The organism is Paenibacillus sp. EB106-06-01-XG199, from assembly GCF_058791575.1.
This window is the reverse complement of the sequence record NZ_JBYTDQ010000003.1, coordinates 391,137-407,166: the sequence shown is the minus strand read 5'-3', so window position 1 is coordinate 407,166 and position 16,030 is coordinate 391,137. Positions and strand designations below refer to the sequence as shown.

The window sequence follows — 16,030 nt, the reverse complement described above, 5'->3', positions numbered from 1 at the left end:
CCGGAATGCCGAGCAGCAAGCAGATATGATTAGAACTGCAAAGAGGATGTATATATCGAAATGGGGGGTTATGAAATGGGTGAACAGAGCAAGAAATCATCGGCAAAAAAATGGATAACCGGTCTTCTGGCAGCTGTAATGGTCATGGGACTTGCCGGCTGCGGCGGTAACAACAAGGAGAACAATAGCGCGGCAACCGAGACGGGCGGGTTCAATAAAGAGGGTCTGCCGATTGTAAGCGAGCCGGTGACCCTGAAGGTTCTGACCGTCCGCTGGGGCAGCATGGGCGACACTTTTACCCAGAACCAGTGGCTTAAGGATTTGGAGAAGAACACCAATGTAAAGATTGACTGGCAGGTGATGTCATCCAACGACTGGGCCGAGCAAAAGTCCATTATGCTGGCAAGCGGCACACTTCCGGATGTGGTACTGGGGGATCAGACCTTCTCCGATTCCGACATCGTCAACAACTTAAGCTACTTCCGTCCGCTGGATGATTATATTGATCAGTATATGCCTAACCTGAAAGCGGCAATGGAAGAAACGCCGGAGATGAAGAAAATCAGCACCTTCCCAGACGGGAAAATCTACTCTCTGGCCACAAGACTGCCCTCGCGTCCAAAAAGCTCGCGCCAGCCTATAATCAACAAAACCTGGCTCGACAAACTGGGCCTCGAAGTGCCGGATACCCTTGATGATTTGTACAATGTGATGAAAGCGTTCAAGGAGCAGGATCCGAATGGAAATGGCAAGGCGGATGAAATTCCTTATATTGAAGTGAGCAATGATCTCATCAGTCCTTTCGGAATCGCCGATTTGAATAACAACAACATGCTGGTCAAGGACGGTAAGGCAGAATACTATCCTATTTCAGAAGAGTACAAGGAAGGCCTCAAGTGGGAAAATAAACTCTATAACGAAGGCTTGCTGGATAAAGAGCTGTTTACACAAGACGACACCATGAGATCGGCCAAATTCCAGAACCCGGATGCTCCGGTTGTAGGCTTCTCGTACCAATGGACTCCCGATGCCGTATTTGGCAAATGGGGAGATCAGTATGAAACCATTCCGCCGATTGCCGGACCGGAGGGCAAACGCTACACAATTGGTAATCCAATCGGGATGAATTTGGCCCGCAATGAGCTGCTGATCACCACTTCCTGCAAAACACCGGAAATCGCTGCCCGTTGGGCAGACCAGTTCTACACCAATGAAGCAAGCATTCAGAATTTCTGGGGAGCTATCGGCACTGTGATCCAGAAGAACGATGATGGCACCTATACACTCATGGACCCGCCAGCCGGAACCAGCGCGGATGCCTGGTACTGGGATCAGTCGCTGCGTGATTTCGGGCCGAAATATGTAAGCCCGTCTTTTGAAAAGGATATCGTGCTGAGCTCCGAAAGCGGCGACGGCTTGAAGCTGCAGCTTGATAAGCTGGGCAGCGAATATGTAACAACGCCTTTCCCTAACGTAATGTACACTGCGGAAGAATTCCAGGAGCTGCCTACCTTGACCACTGATATCGATACCTACGTGAACACCATGCGGGCCCAATTTATTAGCAAGGGCGGAATTGATGATGGCTGGGATGCATATGTGAAGAAGCTGAACGACATGGGACTTGAGAAGCTGATCAAGATCCGTACTGAAGCTTACGAACGTTATATGAGCGTAAAATAACTCTTCTGACTCCACGAATCCGCCCTGCGCAGCTCACTAGCGCGGGGCGCATTGTATTCATGGCTCAGCAAACAAGCGCTGGAGGATATTCACCGGCAGAAGCGAGCCCAAAATTTTAGGGGGGATTTCATGAAATCCGGTCAAGCCAGTCCGGCACGGGCATTCGGACAAATGAAACGAAATTGGGGACTGTACCTGTTACTGCTTCCCGCTGTGGTGCTTACATTATTATTCGCCTACAAACCGATGTATGGGGTGCTCATTGCTTTTAAGGATTATAGTCCGGCGATGGGTATAAGTGACAGTCCATGGGCGGGATTCAAGTATTTCGAGAAGTTTTTTAATTCCTATCAATTTTCATCGACGATTAAGAATACAGTGATCATCAGCTTATACAGCCTGCTTACGTTTCCAATCCCGATTCTGCTGGCACTGATGGTCAATCAGATGCGGCCAAACCGGTTTAGACGTTTTTTCCAGACTGTGTCCTATATGCCGCATTTTATTTCAACTGTGGTTATGGTTGGGCTGATGATGATTTTGCTGTCCCCAAGCACCGGACTTGTCGGTAATCTGTATAGTTTGTTTGGCAAAGAAGCCCCAGATCTGATGGGCTCCTCCAGCCTGTTCAGCAGTGTTTATGTCTGGTCAGATGTGTGGCAGCATGTGGGCTGGGACAGTATTATCTTTATCGCTGCTCTGTCTGCTGTGGATCCCAGCCTGTACGAGGCGGCTACCGTGGACGGAGCAAGCCGCTGGCATAAAGTCCGTTATATTGATATTCCGATGCTGATGCCAACAGCGGTTACACTGCTGATTCTGCGCGTCGGAGGGCTGTTGGGGGTTGGCTTTGAAAAGGTCTATCTCATGCAGAACGATCTGAATGCCACTTCAAGCGAAATTCTTTCAACGTATGTCTACAAAATTGGTCTGCTCAGCAGCCAATACAGCTTTTCCTCGGCGGTCAACCTGTTCAACACGGTCATTAACTTTATCTTGCTCATTATCGTCAATCAGATTTCCAAAAAACTCAGCGAAAACAGCTTGTGGTAGAAAGGAGGAACTTAGACATGGGAGTCTTGGAACCTGTAGTGAAGGAGAACATGGGGAAAATAAAAAACAACCGTTCCTCGGACACGGTTATGGAATATGTAATGTATGCCATTGCGGCGGTCTTTCTGATCATCCTGATGTACCCGCTGTATTTTATCATTATCGCTTCGTTCAGTGATCCTTCTGCAGTGGCGGGCGGACAGGTGTGGCTGTTCCCCAAAGGGTTCACCTTTGACGGCTACAAAGAGCTGCTGCGGCATGAAAACATTTGGATCGGGTACCGGAATACAATCCTCTACACGGTGGTGGGAACAGTCATTGGGCTGTTGGTCAATATCTCGGCAGCCTATGCACTGTCCCGGAAGGATCTTGCCGGACGAAAGTTTCTGTCGCTCTTCTTCATCTTTACGATGTTTTTTAACGGCGGTCTGATTCCGACCTTCCTGACAATCCGCGATTTTCATATGTACGATACCTTCCTGGTCATGGTGCTGCCTTTTTCAGTGGGCGTTTATAACATTATTGTTGCCCGTACCTTTTTCCAGACCAGCATTCCCGGAGATTTGTGGGAAGCAGCGCAGATCGACGGCTGCGGGAACCTGCGTTATTTTGCCCAAGTGGTTCTGCCGCTCTCCAAAGCTATCATTGCGGTACTGGGATTATGGATTGCTGTCGGCTACTGGAATTCATATTTTAATGCGCTGATTTATTTGAAAAATCCGAACCTGCATCCGCTGCAGCTGATTCTCCGCAACATTCTGATCACCAATCAGATGCAGTCGGGCATGGGAACTGGCGAAGCTGCCCAAATCGCACTGCGTTTGGCTAATATGATGCGCTATTCCGTGATCATCGTGGCCACGGTTCCAATTATGTGTGTGTATCCGTTTGTGCAGAAGTACTTTAATCAAGGGGTTATGATCGGGGCCGTGAAGGAATAGCCCTCTCTCGCCTATAACCAGAAAAGAGGTTGACCATGGAACAAAAAGTTCTTAAGCAGCGGCAGATACCTGCTCATTTCAAGCTCCACTCCAAGCCAAATGCTCATCCTGAAGCGATAATTGAGGGCGGGCATTTCCGGTTCACGATAATGACACCACAGCTGATCCGGATGGAATACAGCGGGCCGGGCTGTTTTGAAGACCGGGCCACCCAGACTGTGCTGAACCGCAGCTTTGCCGTTCCGGACTTCCGGCTGATCGATCATGGGAACAGGCTGGAAGTCATTACAGAGTATCTGCATCTGAGTTATGACAAGCAGCCCTTCTCCCGCCATGGCCTCAGCGTGCGGGTAAGAAACGGGCAGGGCCACCTGATGAGCGTCTGGAATTACGGCGATACGCCGCAGGACTTGGGTGGTACGGCACGCACACTGGATCAGGCGGACGGCGCCATTCCGCTGGAGCACGGACTATTGTCACGCAGCGGCTACACCCTCATGGATGATAGTGCTTCGCTCCTGTTGGAAGAAGGTGGTGAGGTTGAGCCGCGGAGGCAAGAAGCCCAGGACCTGTATTTTTTCGGCTACGGCCACGATTACTTGAACTGTCTTAAGGATTTCTACCAATTGTGCGGTCCCACACCGCTTTTGCCGCGTTATGCGCTCGGCAACTGGTGGAGCCGGTATTACCGCTATACAGAAGATGAATATAAAGGGCTGATGGAGCGGTTCGAACTGGAGCAGATTCCATTCTCTGTTGCAGTTATGGATATGGATTGGCATCTGGTCGACATTGATCCGCAGTACGGCAGCGGCTGGACAGGCTACACCTGGAACAGGGAGCTGTTCCCGGACCCGAAGGGTTTTCTGACTTGGCTGCATGACAAAGGGCTGCGCGTAACACTTAATGTCCATCCGGGGGATGGTGTGCGGGCCTTCGAAGGTCCGTACCTGGCGATTGCGGCGGAGCTGGGCATGAATCCAGAACAAGGCGATGCGGTGGAATTTGATATCACCGATCCGGAATTTCTGCAGGCCTACTTCAAGTATCTGCATCATCCGCTTGAAGAAGAGGGAGTGGATTTCTGGTGGATTGACTGGCAGCAGGGCGGGGTAACCAAGGTTCCGGGCCTTGATCCCCTGTGGATGCTGAACCACTACCACTTCCTGGACAGCGGACGCCGGGGGAACAGGCGGTTGACCTTCTCCCGCTATGCCGGACTTGGAAGCCACCGTTATCCTGTCGGATTCTCCGGGGACACCATTGTCACCTGGGAGTCACTGGATTTCCAGCCTTACTTTACGGCCAACGCGTCGAATGCAGGTTATGGCTGGTGGAGCCATGATATCGGCGGTCATATGCTGGGTTATCTGGACGATGAGCTGGTGATGCGCTGGGTGCAGTTCGGTGTATTCTCACCTATTCTGCGTCTGCACAGCTCAGCGAGCCGGTTCAACAGCAAGGAGCCTTGGCGGTTCAACAAGGTCGCGGAGAATGTGATGAAGCAGTCGCTGCGCCTGCGGCACCGTCTGCTTCCATATTTATACACGATGAACCGCTATGCCAGCCGCGAAGGTCTTCCGCTGATCCGCCCCATGTATTACCATCATGCGGAGCGCCTTGAGGCGTATGAGGTCCCGAACCAATATTATTTTGGCACGGAGCTGATAGCCTGTCCGATCACACAACCGGTAGACAAGCAGACAGGCGTTGCCGAATTCAAGGCTTGGCTGCCGGAAGGGATCTGGGTGGATTACTTCAGCGGAAGAGTATATGACGGCGGAAGAAAGCTGTCGCTCTACCGGAACCTGGAGAGCATTCCGGTGCTGGCCAAGGCCGGAGCCATTCTTCCTATGGCGGACCTGACGGAATATACCTCATCGGTGGCCAATCCGCAGCATCTGGAGATCATGGTATTTGCCGGATGCAACGGCTGTTTTCAGCTGTGGGAGGATAACGGAGATGCTGTAGAGGACAGCGATGAGCAATGGTGCAGCACAGAAATGCTCCTGAGCTGGGGAGAGGCTGCAGCCTTTAAGATTCATCCTGCCAGCGGAAATACAGCAGTTGTGCCGGAGCGGCGGACCTGGAAGCTGTCCTTTATCGGCTTCGCCGACAGCCGGGTAACAGTGATGGCAGATGGCGGGGATATTGCCGCCGAAACCGGATATGATGAAGTTTCGCATACGCTAACGGTTATCATCCCTGAGCTGCCGGTAGCTTCATCACTTGAAGTGATGTTCGCCAGTGCCCGGATTTCCGTAAACCGGGTGGAGGAGGAGGCATTTGAGCTGCTGAACCATGCGCAGATCCTGTTCCAATTGAAAGAACAAATTTACCGTGTGGTGAAGGAAGCTTCAGGTCCGGCAGCGGCCCTTGCTTCCCTTGCTTCGATGGATCTGGAGCATTCGCTCTATGGAGCGTTATGCGAAATATTGACTGCCAGATAGAGATCGGCCGCCGTCTACCGCAAAGATGAAGCCGGTTTTCAGTGCAGAGAATAGGACACGACTGCTATCATACACAACAAACTAGCCCGGGAAGTCGGGCTTGTTTGTTGTGTCGCAAGCTCAGAATTGCTTACACTAGGCAGTAATTTGTTGCTCAATGATGATCTTATACCTCTAATATCTGGAAAATGTAAACAAATACCACTGAAAAAAATGTCGAATAATGCCGATATATACGATATATTGTTAATTTTATTCAGGAAATGAGGCTGTTAGAAATGCAACTTAGAAGCATCAAAGCAAAAACACTACTTCTCATTATGCCGCTTTTACTTGTAATTGTTATTGGAGTATCTTCTGCTGTTATCTTTAAATCCCATGGTTTATTGCTTGAACAGACGGAGAACAGCATGAAGGAGCAACTGGCAAATACCAATCAAAGCATTCAGAACCGGATAACCTCTCACGGTAGAGTGCCGGAAACGATAGCGAAATCTATTCAAGGTCATTACAGTAAGCTGAGCCTGGAGGATTATGATGCGGCTCTCAAAAACTCACTGGATATCAACAAAGATACCTTCGGCGTAGGCATTTATTTTGAACCTAATGTATATGAGGATGATACAAAGTTTGTTTCTTCCTATGCCTTTCGCGATCAGAATCAAATTACCGTTACACATGACTATAGTGATCCCAGCTACAATTATCCAGCGCAAGCATGGTATAAAATTGCAGCCAATCAAAAAGAGATACAATATACAGCCCCATTCTATGATGAAAAAACCAAGTCAACCATGGTTACCGCATCAGTTCCTGTGTATGATGATCAAGAACGTTTCATTGCAGTAGCTACCGGAGACATCAATTTGGATACTGTGCAAAATATCATCTCAGAGACAAATGTAGGTGATAGCGGATGGGCGTTTATGCTTGATAAAGACGGTACTTATTTAGCAGGACCCGAGACGGATAAAATCATGAAGGTAAAACTTCAGGAGGAGCAGGACCCCGTCGTGTCCACTTTAGCGAAAACTATTTTGAAAGATGGAAAGGGCGCTGCAACCTACACTTCCTCAGAAGGACTCATCCATGTGTATTTCTCAAAGCTGGAGCAGACAGACTGGATCGTCGCTGTAGCCTTGCCGGATCAAGAACTTAAAGAAAAGTTGAATGCACTGTTGCTGCAAACTTTGATCTTTCTAATCATTGGTATGGCTCTGATTGTAGTGGTTATTCTACTCTACGCCCGCAACTTGACAGCGCATACTTCACGTGTTAATGCAATGGCCGAGCACCTGGCTCAAGGGGACTTCACCTATTCCATTGAGGTGAAAACGAAGGATGAATTTGGCAGGATGGCAGAGAATTTAAATTATACAAGTGACCTTCTGAATAAAATGATGGGTAAAGTCACCGAACATTCCTTGCATGTTGCCTCTACAGCTGAAGAGTTGACGGCGAGTGCAGACCAGACAACTATAGTGGCTGAGGATATAGCCAACACCATTCAAGAAGTGGCTGCTGGTGCCGAGACGCAGCTTGTGGGAACACAAGAAAGCGCCAGGTCGCTTGAGGAGCTGGCCATCGGCATCCAACGGATTTCTGAGTCTTCATCCATTTTGCATGATGCTTCACAAAACACCTCACAGCAGGCGGCGCAAGGGAATAAGATCATTCAGCAGGCAGTTCATGATATGAACGAAGCCAATCGTTCGGTCTCGGTCACGGCTTCGCATATGGAGCAGCTCAGAGAACGTTCCAGTGATATAGGCAATATAATCAATGTGATTAGCGGAATAAGTACACAAACCAATCTGCTGTCCCTGAATGCCGGGATTGAAGCAGCACGCGCTGGTGAGCATGGTAAGGGATTTGCTGTAGTTGCTGCGGAAATTCGTAAGTTATCCGAACAAACCAAAGATTCTGCCGGGAAGGTCCGGGAGATTATTGAAGAAATACAAGGGGAGACCCGAGCGGCGGTACAATCGGTTGAAGTCGGAACGAAAGCGGTCAATTCCAGCACTGTGCTCGTGGAACACGCGGGGGAAGCCTTTAACGGAATTGTAGTGGAAATTCAACAAATGGTTAACCAAATTCAGGAGGTATCTGCAGTCTCTGAGCAAATGTCTGCCGGCTCCCAGGAAATTAGCGCTACTATGGAAGAACTTGCCCGTATTTCAGGAGAAGCATCAGATGCCACCCAAAATGTTGCCGCAGCCAGTGAACAACAGCAGGCTTCCATGGAAGAGGTTTCACACTCCGCTAAATCATTGAGTTCCATGGTTCAGGAACTGCAAAACTTGCTTGAGCAATTCAAGATTAAATAAACTTGAAGCAATGGAAGAACCCGAGAACCAGAGACAAACAGCAACCCGCAAGCTGACAAAGCAGTAAATATACATGAAGGTTATCCATAGCCCACTGGGGATAAGGATAACCTTTTTTTGTAGGATATCCACTGAAGGCCTGTATTCCTTTTTCCTCAATCCTCATCCCCAAAAGTTAATAAACCACACTCAAACCCCTTCACCACAGCCCCGATTCTTGTCTTCACCCCCAGCTTCTGATTGATTGCGGCCAGATGGTATTCAACAGTCCGCTGGCTTAAGGCCAGCTCCGTGGCAATTTCCTTGTTGGTTTTCTCCTTCGCCAGCCAGCGCAGTACTTTTCGTTCGGTTGCTGTTAGCGCGTCTGGAGAAGCGGAAGCCCGAAGATGCTCAGGGACCAGAATATTGCCCAGCACACTTTGTTTGATCGCGTTGATAATGATGCTGTATGAGCTTTGTTTGGAGAGGTAGGCATGAACGCCGATTCGGTACGCTTTGTAGTAGAATTCTTCGTAGGTATAGCCGGATAAGAGAATAATCTTCAGCGCATTACCGTAGTTCTCTTTCAACAGCCGGGCTACCTGGAAGCCGTCCATCTGCGGCAGCGAGATATCCATCAGCACTACATCCGGGCGCAGCAGCGCCGTCTCTGCCAGGAATTCTACCGGATCTGTGAAGGTCCGCAGAACTTCAAGGCCGGGCTCCTCGTCCAGACGGCTCTTAAGCCCGTCCAGCACAAGGGGGTGATCATCAAGAATATACAGGGTTATATTATCATTCATGAGAAGACTGCTCCTTATAAAGAGGGATTTTGAGTGTGACCGAGGTTCCCTGTTCCGGCACGGAGTCAATCAGAGCCGTTCCGCCCAGATGCTCCATCTGTTCCCGGATCGACAGCAGCCCGAAGCGGGGGCGGCCGTCTGGAGGAGCGGTCACAGCAATATTTCTGTTGAAGCCTACGCCGTTGTCGGACACGCTGCAATAGATGCTGTCACCGTCTATCCAGACACGGACCTTCAGTTCGGAAGCCATCGCATGCTTGAAAACGTTGACGACCAGCTCACGGGCTGCCCGGAAGAGACTCGCCTTGATAAAGACAGGGAAGGCGTCCGGCAATGGAGCCTCAAACTGCAGGGTCACGTTAAGCTCCTCCAGGCGATTCATGTCTTGCAGCAGCCAGTGCAGTGCTTCCTGCAGATCGCCTTTATCGAGAATATGCGGATATAAATGATCGCTGAGCGCCCGGATGCTGCGCTGAGAATCGGCCAGACATTTGAGCCATTTCGCATTGCGCTCCTGCTGGTATCTCCCGGTATCATGCAGCTCCTCCAGATCCCGGGACAAGAAGATCAGGTTCTGCAGCAGGTCATCATGCAGGAAATAAGAGATGCGGACCTTCTCTGCTTCTCGGGCCTCCAGCAAGCTCTGGCTATAGCTGCGGAAATCATGCACCTGGCGCTCATAATGGTCAATCTGCTTTTGATTGTCCTCATATTCGCGCCTCAAGCGGAGCAGATGGCGGGCGTTCATAAGCATCTGAACAGCTTCACTGCGGAATTTCTGGATGATCCGCTGTTCTTCGGCAGAGAACAAGGTCTGATTGCGCTTCGGTCCAAGGCACAGGTAGCCCAGCCGCTGCTCCTCCAGTTCATGCACCAGCTCGAATACGGCAGCGTATTCGCCGCCGGCGGACCATTCAAGGTCGGGGGTGTCCCGTAACGGAGCCGGACCCTTTGTCCCTTTCTCCTCGTAAATCCCTGTGTTATGTACTAGCGGCAGGGAGCTGTCATCGAAATAGACCAGTGTAAGACCTTCAACTTCAATCATATCCTGCAGAAGCTCAGCAAACAGCTTGAGGATATCGCGGATATTCTTGTTTCCGGCCAGCTGTAGGGAGAGAAGCAGCTTCTGTTGCTCCAGCCAGTCTTTTTTGCGCTTTTCCCCATGCCGCAGCCGCCGCAGCAGCAGACGATAGCCGCCGGTCAGCAGCGCCAGCAGAATGAACAAGAGTACCGCGTATCCTATCGAACCCCAGACGGTTGTCAATAGAAATAGCACTAGTGTCAGGCTGAAGTACAGGCTGTGCGCGGCCAATCTGGGAATATAAAATCTCATGTCCAGAACCTGACGCTGGACGAGCAGATAAGTGAACGTTGCAGAAATCGGCACCAGACCGACCAACGCATATTCTGCCGTGATCCAGTACCGGTCCCATAACAGATAGGGCAGGGCATACAGCCATACATAAGGAAGCAGACTCACGGTTATTCCTGTAAACAGAATGTAGAGCTGATTCTTCTCAATCCGGTCGAATTTGCTCCAGTGCCAGACCGTTATGGCAGCCATCAGCAGCAGTGTGGCAAGCAAGGCTACATTCAGAACATTGGTTACCCAGTCATATACATGACGCTGCAGCATAAAGCCTACAGCAAAGACCGAGAACATCAGCGAGTAGACCTGATACCCCCGCAGTAAGGCACGGAATTTTGAATAAATAGGACGGAAGGCAAACAGCAGATAGAAGGAAATTATCGCATAAGGCATCCAGATTGCACAGAAAGTGAACAGGTAGCCGGAGAGCATAAGCTCATCCGAGAACAGCGCCACTATGACGAATGCAAACAACAGATTCATCAGCAGAAATCTGCGGATCAGCAGCGATTCAGGATTCCTGCACAGGGCATAAGTGCCTACACCCACCAAAAAGATTTCCATGACGAAGGCAAAGCCATTCTCCAGTTTGTCTTTACTGCCAGCTTTAAGCTGAAGGGTATACGGCTGCCCTTCCTTGCTTTCAACCTTCAGACTATGGGTTCCAGTAAGCAATCGCCTTCTGTCAACGATAAATACTTCCGGTTCCGGCTCCCCATCGAAAGCGAGAATACGATCACCTGGTTTGAGGTTTGTTCTCGAACCGGGGCTGTCCCTATCGATTCTGGAGATGATCCATCCGCCGCTGGAATCCGGTTCCACGCTGATGCCTGAGTAGGGATTGGTGAATAATTGAATCTGTATATAGGTTGTGGCGAGCACAACAAGTCCCATGAAGATGTAGATGATCCTACGGCTGACACGGGGGCGTTGAAGAAAGCTGAACATGGTTCACAATCCTTTATCCTCTTTTCTTAAAAGTATATGATAAAACAGGCGATTCGTCTCGAATCGCCTGTTCGGCTGCCTTGTTGTTACAGCAGGTTTTGCAGCAGCCGGTAGATTAAAGCTGCGGCCTCCTGATTCAGCATTGGATCCTGTGCCCTGTAATTTACTTGCCCGTCTGACAATTCTGCGTCAGGACCATAAAGGCCGCGGCCAACCACATACTGGACACCCTCAGCGGCCCAGTCCGAGAAGGGCTTCTGCACAGCAGCCTTCACCGGGGCGGCTCCCAGACCAATATGGGCAATCCGCCAGACAAAGGTTGCAGCCTGTTCACGTGTCAGAGGCAGGTCGGGGCCGAAATAACTGCCCGGCAGTCCTTGAACGACACCGTAATCAAGCGCAGTCTGAATGGCAGTCTCATAAGGGCTGCCCTTGGTGTCTTTGAATGCGCTGGGCCGGGCCGATGATTGAAATCCGGCAAGAGGTATCAACTGGGCAATGAATTGTCCGCGTGTAACTGGACGATCCGGCTGGAAGGGTCCAGTGCTTTCAGGAATGGCGCCCAGCTGAACAAGATTATAGATGTATTTGGCATAGGGATGATCAGAGCCTACGTCGCTGAAGTGCTGGGGCTCAGGCAGCTTTTCAAGCCAGCTGTCGGGCTGGTTGTAATAGAAGTACAGCACCTTGCCGTCGGCATCCAGCTTGAAGCCGGCCGGCTTGTCTTCTTCATCATAAAACAGCAGTTCCTCAGTCTGCCGCAGCTTATGCTCGCCGAACACATCCTTAACCAGCAGTGCGCCGTCTATTGCGGTGACCTCCGAAGTTAAGGCTGGTGTTCGCAGGTGGCGGTACAAGCCTGCGAAACGCTGCAGCTGCTCTTGGGTAGCTGCAGGCTCGATGGAAGCGGGTGCCTTGCTTGTCTCAGGGAAATAACGGTTCATGAACTGATGGAACATGGGCTGGCGCAGATTACCTTTATCGCTGTTCAGTGCAAGAAAGATTCCCGTGTTCTGTTCAGGCAGCAGCCATAGATTAGAATGAAAGCCGGATAAATCGCCGCCTTTCTCTGCAACCTTATATCCGTTGTAGTCCTGCGAGTAGGTAGACTCGAAGGCATAACCGTTTCCTGGGACCTTAGGATGGATCGTTACGCTGCTGTGCTCCATGGCCTGTATGGATTCTGGTTGGAGAATCCGGTTCTCCCCCTTCTTCCCGCCGTTCAGCATCGCAAGCATGAACTGGGCCATATCCTTCCCGGTAGAAGTCATGCCGCCTTCAGGAGCACTAAGCGGGTCGTTGGGAATCTGCCCGGTCGGCTGCAGCTGATTATCATAAGGGGTGGCCATCCGCTTGATCACCTTATCATCAAAAATGAAGCTGGTGTTGCCCATTCCTAGCGGTTTGAATAGCTTTTCGGCCATGTAATTCTCAAAGGGCATCCGGGAGACTTGTTGAATGATGTAACCTTGCAGGGAGAAGCCGAAGTTGTCATAGCGGTAGACCTCACCCGGCTTGCGGACGATGGTAGGCATCTTCTCCTTCACGAATTTCTCCAGTGTGGAAGGGGTCCCGGATTCAAGGACATCTCCGTTGTCGAAACCGGTAGTATGGGTCATTAGATGTTTGAGGGTAAGCGGGAATCCGCTTGTGTTGTTAATGTGCAGACCCGTCAGATAACTTTGCACGTCTGTGTCCAGATCAACCTTGCCTGATTCGCTCAGCTGCATCACGCCTGCTGCAGTAAACAGCTTGGATACGGAAGCCAGGCGAAACAAGGTCTTCTCCGCATCAACCGGCTGTTTGGCAGCAATATTGGCATACCCATAGCCCTGGTTCAGCAGAATTTTTCCATCCTTTACGATGACTAGAACAGCTCCAGCCAGCTGCTCCTGTATCTCTGGCTGCTTAAAAAAATCATCGCCAAACCGCTTCGCGTCCTCCATGTTGAGCGTAACCGCAGAGGGTGAGCCTGGCGGACCGGCGGCAAAGGCAGAGAGGGGGAACATCAAGAAGGCCATAACAACAAGTATAATTTTTCTCATAAATGTGCTCCTTTGATCAGGTTGAGCCCTTATCCTATCATAACTGCATCAGCCTGAAATCCGTAGAAGCGGGCAGCGGGCGCGGATCAGCCGCATGAATTTTGCGGGAGCACGCAAAGGGGAGGCTGGAAGCCTGCGCCTGATTTGGCCTTGCCGAAGTTTATACAAACACCAATAAGAAACCTATTAGTATTCTCAGCATGTTATAATTGGAAATTTATGCAAATGTGCTACATAACAGCAACAGCAGCTTGCAATCCGAGCGAATAAAAGTTATTATAGACTAACAAAGTCTTTGATTGAGGTGGAAGATGAAATATTCAAAGGCAACAAATTATGCGCTGCATACGATGCTCTTTTTGGTGGTGGCTGCGTCCGACAAGCCGGTAGGCGTACAGCAGCTGGCAGAGCGGCAGGAGGTTTCCCCTACGTATCTGTCCAAGATATTGACCAAACTTGTGAAAGCTGGACTGATCGAGTCGGCATCGGGTGCGAATGGCGGTTATCGGCTCAAACGTAAGAAGGAAGACATTTCATTTCTCGACATCATTCATGCCATTGAAGGCACGGCCTCGTTGTTTGATTGCACGCTAAATCATCCCAGCGAGTGTCTGATTCAGCAGGAAATGGTGGAAGCTGAACGGCGGATGGAAGATTATTTGCGGAATAAAAAAATCTCCGAGCTTGCTGCACAGATAACGGTGGCTTTATAACCGCCGTTATTTTTGCAATTAAATTATAGATATAATAAGTCTGTTAAGTCTATTAAATGCAGGCTAAATGATATTCAAGAAAGGGATGAGCAAAGATGGCAACAGATTTATTTGATATTCAATTGTGGGAGCAGGCGTGGAAGGAGGACCCCTCATCCACGGCCAACCAGATGAAGCGTGCTGGAATTGATCCCACGCATGGGTTCGATCACAAGGCCAAGGTGTTTGATGAAGAGGTATTCAGTGAAGGCGGAAGACGCAGAAGCGAGCGGATCATCGGCTGGATGGAAGGGCAGGGAGTGGATTTTGCCGGACTCAGCGTGCTGGATATCGGTGCGGCTTCAGGGGGCTTCAGTGTACCTTTTGCCGAGCGCGGGGCCAAGGTTACCGCTGTTGAGCCCAACGTACCGCTGGCTGATTTATTTGAAGCCAATACAGCCCGTGTCAGCCCCGGAAAAGAAAAGATAACCTTAGTGCGGGAAGCTTTCGAGGACCTTGACATAACTGCAATGGGCTGGGAGAAAGGGTTTGATCTGGTATTCGTCTCCATGTGTCCGGTGATCATTGACTGGGATAGCGTAGAGAGAGTGCTGAGCTGTGCCCGTCAATATTGTTATATCAGTACTTCAGCTGGGAGCAGACAGCATAGTCTTATTAATGAGGTGATGCCGCTGCTGACCGGTAGGAAGATGCACCCGGATTCCTCAGATATGGCGTATTTGAACCAGCTGCTTTACTTGAAAGGCTATGCCTATGAGTCCATTGTGACACGAGAAATGAAAAGCACCGAAATTTCCGTAGAGGCGGCAATTGAAGAGGTCTTGCAACTGTTGAAGATGCATCATCTGCCTGCCCACGAAGTTTCCCGGAATATTGTTACGGATTATATACGCAGCACGTATCAGGAGAAGAAGGTAACGGTTCAGCAGGGCGGACGTTTCGGCAAGGTGCTGATCCGGCTGCAGGATCAGAATATGTACAGCAAATCATAAAACGTATAATTAACCGCTTCTAAGGTGTATTTTCCTTGTGGAAATACGCCTTTTTTCTTTGCGGCCGCAGCAGAAGGCGAAAATTGTCGGCCAACGATTTCTATCAGGAGCTGTAAAATGCTAAGATAGTAGTACATTATTTAACGGGGAGTGAATTTCTTATGAAAAAGATTGCTGCCGGATTTCTTGCCGGGGCAATACTGATGGTTAGTGCGCAGGCGCTCGGGGCTACCTCTACTCTGGTAGGAAAGAAAATCCAAGCGGAATATACAGTCAACGTATACGGCAAGAAGCTGGTAGATCCAGCCATAATCATTGATGGAAAAAGCTATGCCCCGGTGCGCGCCATCGGAGAACTGGCTGGCTATAAGGTTTCGATATCCGGCAAGAATATTAACCTGGATGAGAAAGATAGCGGAGCGGGCGCATTGGCCAATGATAAAAATACCAATGCTGTCCTGGGACCGCGGCCGACCACAACACCGGACCCTTTGCCGGCGGTCACCAAAAATAAAATCAAGCAAATTGACGAAAAAATTGATACTGTTGTCGATAACATTCTGGTCACCAGCAGCCTGCTGAAGACAGATGCCAATAATGCTGAATTGAAGCTTAAGCTGGAGCAGTATAAATCAGAATACACAGATCTGCTGAAACAGAAGGATCTGGAGCTGCAGAAGTAAGGAAGAGCACTTGTGTATTCCCGTTAAATGATATAAATACAGGG

The 16,030-nt window shown here is 49.9% G+C and carries 11 protein-coding genes; 8 read left to right on the top strand and 3 right to left on the bottom strand.

The genetic code is table 11. From position 1 onward, the window contains the following. Nucleotides 1–75 precede the first annotated feature (75 nt). From AC3WT9_RS12665 to AC3WT9_RS12645, 5 genes are all read left to right on the top strand, one after another. Nucleotides 76–1,683 carry an extracellular solute-binding protein gene (locus tag AC3WT9_RS12665; protein ID WP_341379263.1) on the top strand — a complete coding sequence of 536 codons (1,608 nt, stop codon included), beginning with the start codon at nt 76–78 and terminating at the stop codon, nt 1,681–1,683. Nucleotides 1,684–1,812: 129 nt separating this feature from the next. Next, nucleotides 1,813–2,736, top strand: a complete 924-nt coding sequence (locus AC3WT9_RS12660; RefSeq protein ID WP_341094945.1) for an ABC transporter permease — start codon at nt 1,813–1,815, stop codon at nt 2,734–2,736. A 17-nt stretch (nt 2,737–2,753) separates the two neighbouring features. Then, nucleotides 2,754–3,677 (top strand): carbohydrate ABC transporter permease, encoded by a 924-nt coding sequence (locus tag AC3WT9_RS12655; protein ID WP_341094944.1) that lies wholly within the window; start codon nt 2,754–2,756, stop codon nt 3,675–3,677. A 35-nt stretch (nt 3,678–3,712) separates the two neighbouring features. Then, on the top strand, nt 3,713–6,127 hold the full coding sequence (locus AC3WT9_RS12650) for a glycoside hydrolase family 31 protein (RefSeq protein WP_341379261.1): 2,415 nt from the start codon (nt 3,713–3,715) through the stop codon (nt 6,125–6,127). A gap of 278 nt (nt 6,128–6,405) precedes the next feature. Next, nucleotides 6,406–8,454, top strand: a complete 2,049-nt coding sequence (locus tag AC3WT9_RS12645; RefSeq protein ID WP_341094941.1) for a methyl-accepting chemotaxis protein — start codon at nt 6,406–6,408, stop codon at nt 8,452–8,454. A 155-nt stretch (nt 8,455–8,609) separates the two neighbouring features. Here AC3WT9_RS12645 and AC3WT9_RS12640 read toward each other — a convergent pair whose 3' ends face one another. From AC3WT9_RS12640 to AC3WT9_RS12630, 3 genes are all read right to left on the bottom strand, one after another. Next, entirely contained in the window at nt 8,610–9,236 is a 627-nt protein-coding gene (locus tag AC3WT9_RS12640; protein ID WP_341094939.1) for a response regulator, read from the bottom strand. Then, nucleotides 9,229–11,553 (bottom strand): ATP-binding protein, encoded by a 2,325-nt coding sequence (locus AC3WT9_RS12635; RefSeq protein ID WP_341094937.1) that lies wholly within the window; start codon nt 11,551–11,553, stop codon nt 9,229–9,231. Before AC3WT9_RS12635 ends, AC3WT9_RS12640 begins: the two co-directional genes overlap by 8 nt. Before the next feature lie 86 nt (nt 11,554–11,639). Next, nucleotides 11,640–13,598 (bottom strand): serine hydrolase domain-containing protein, encoded by a 1,959-nt coding sequence (locus tag AC3WT9_RS12630; protein ID WP_341094935.1) that lies wholly within the window; start codon nt 13,596–13,598, stop codon nt 11,640–11,642. A gap of 311 nt (nt 13,599–13,909) precedes the next feature. Here AC3WT9_RS12630 and AC3WT9_RS12625 point away from each other — a divergent pair, with 311 nt between their 5' ends. The 3 genes from AC3WT9_RS12625 to AC3WT9_RS12615 all read left to right on the top strand — a co-directional run bounded on the left by AC3WT9_RS12625 (nt 13,910) and on the right by AC3WT9_RS12615 (nt 15,986). Beyond that, on the top strand, nt 13,910–14,311 hold the full coding sequence (locus tag AC3WT9_RS12625; RefSeq protein WP_341094934.1) for an Rrf2 family transcriptional regulator: 402 nt from the start codon (nt 13,910–13,912) through the stop codon (nt 14,309–14,311). Between the two features lie 95 nt (nt 14,312–14,406). Continuing rightward, on the top strand, nt 14,407–15,303 hold the full coding sequence (locus AC3WT9_RS12620; protein WP_341094933.1) for a methyltransferase domain-containing protein: 897 nt from the start codon (nt 14,407–14,409) through the stop codon (nt 15,301–15,303). Nucleotides 15,304–15,464: 161 nt separating this feature from the next. Continuing rightward, the gene (locus AC3WT9_RS12615) at nt 15,465–15,986 is read left to right on the top strand and encodes a stalk domain-containing protein (protein WP_341094931.1); all 522 of its coding nucleotides are present in this window, start codon (nt 15,465–15,467) and stop codon (nt 15,984–15,986) included. Nucleotides 15,987–16,030: the final 44 nt, after the last annotated feature.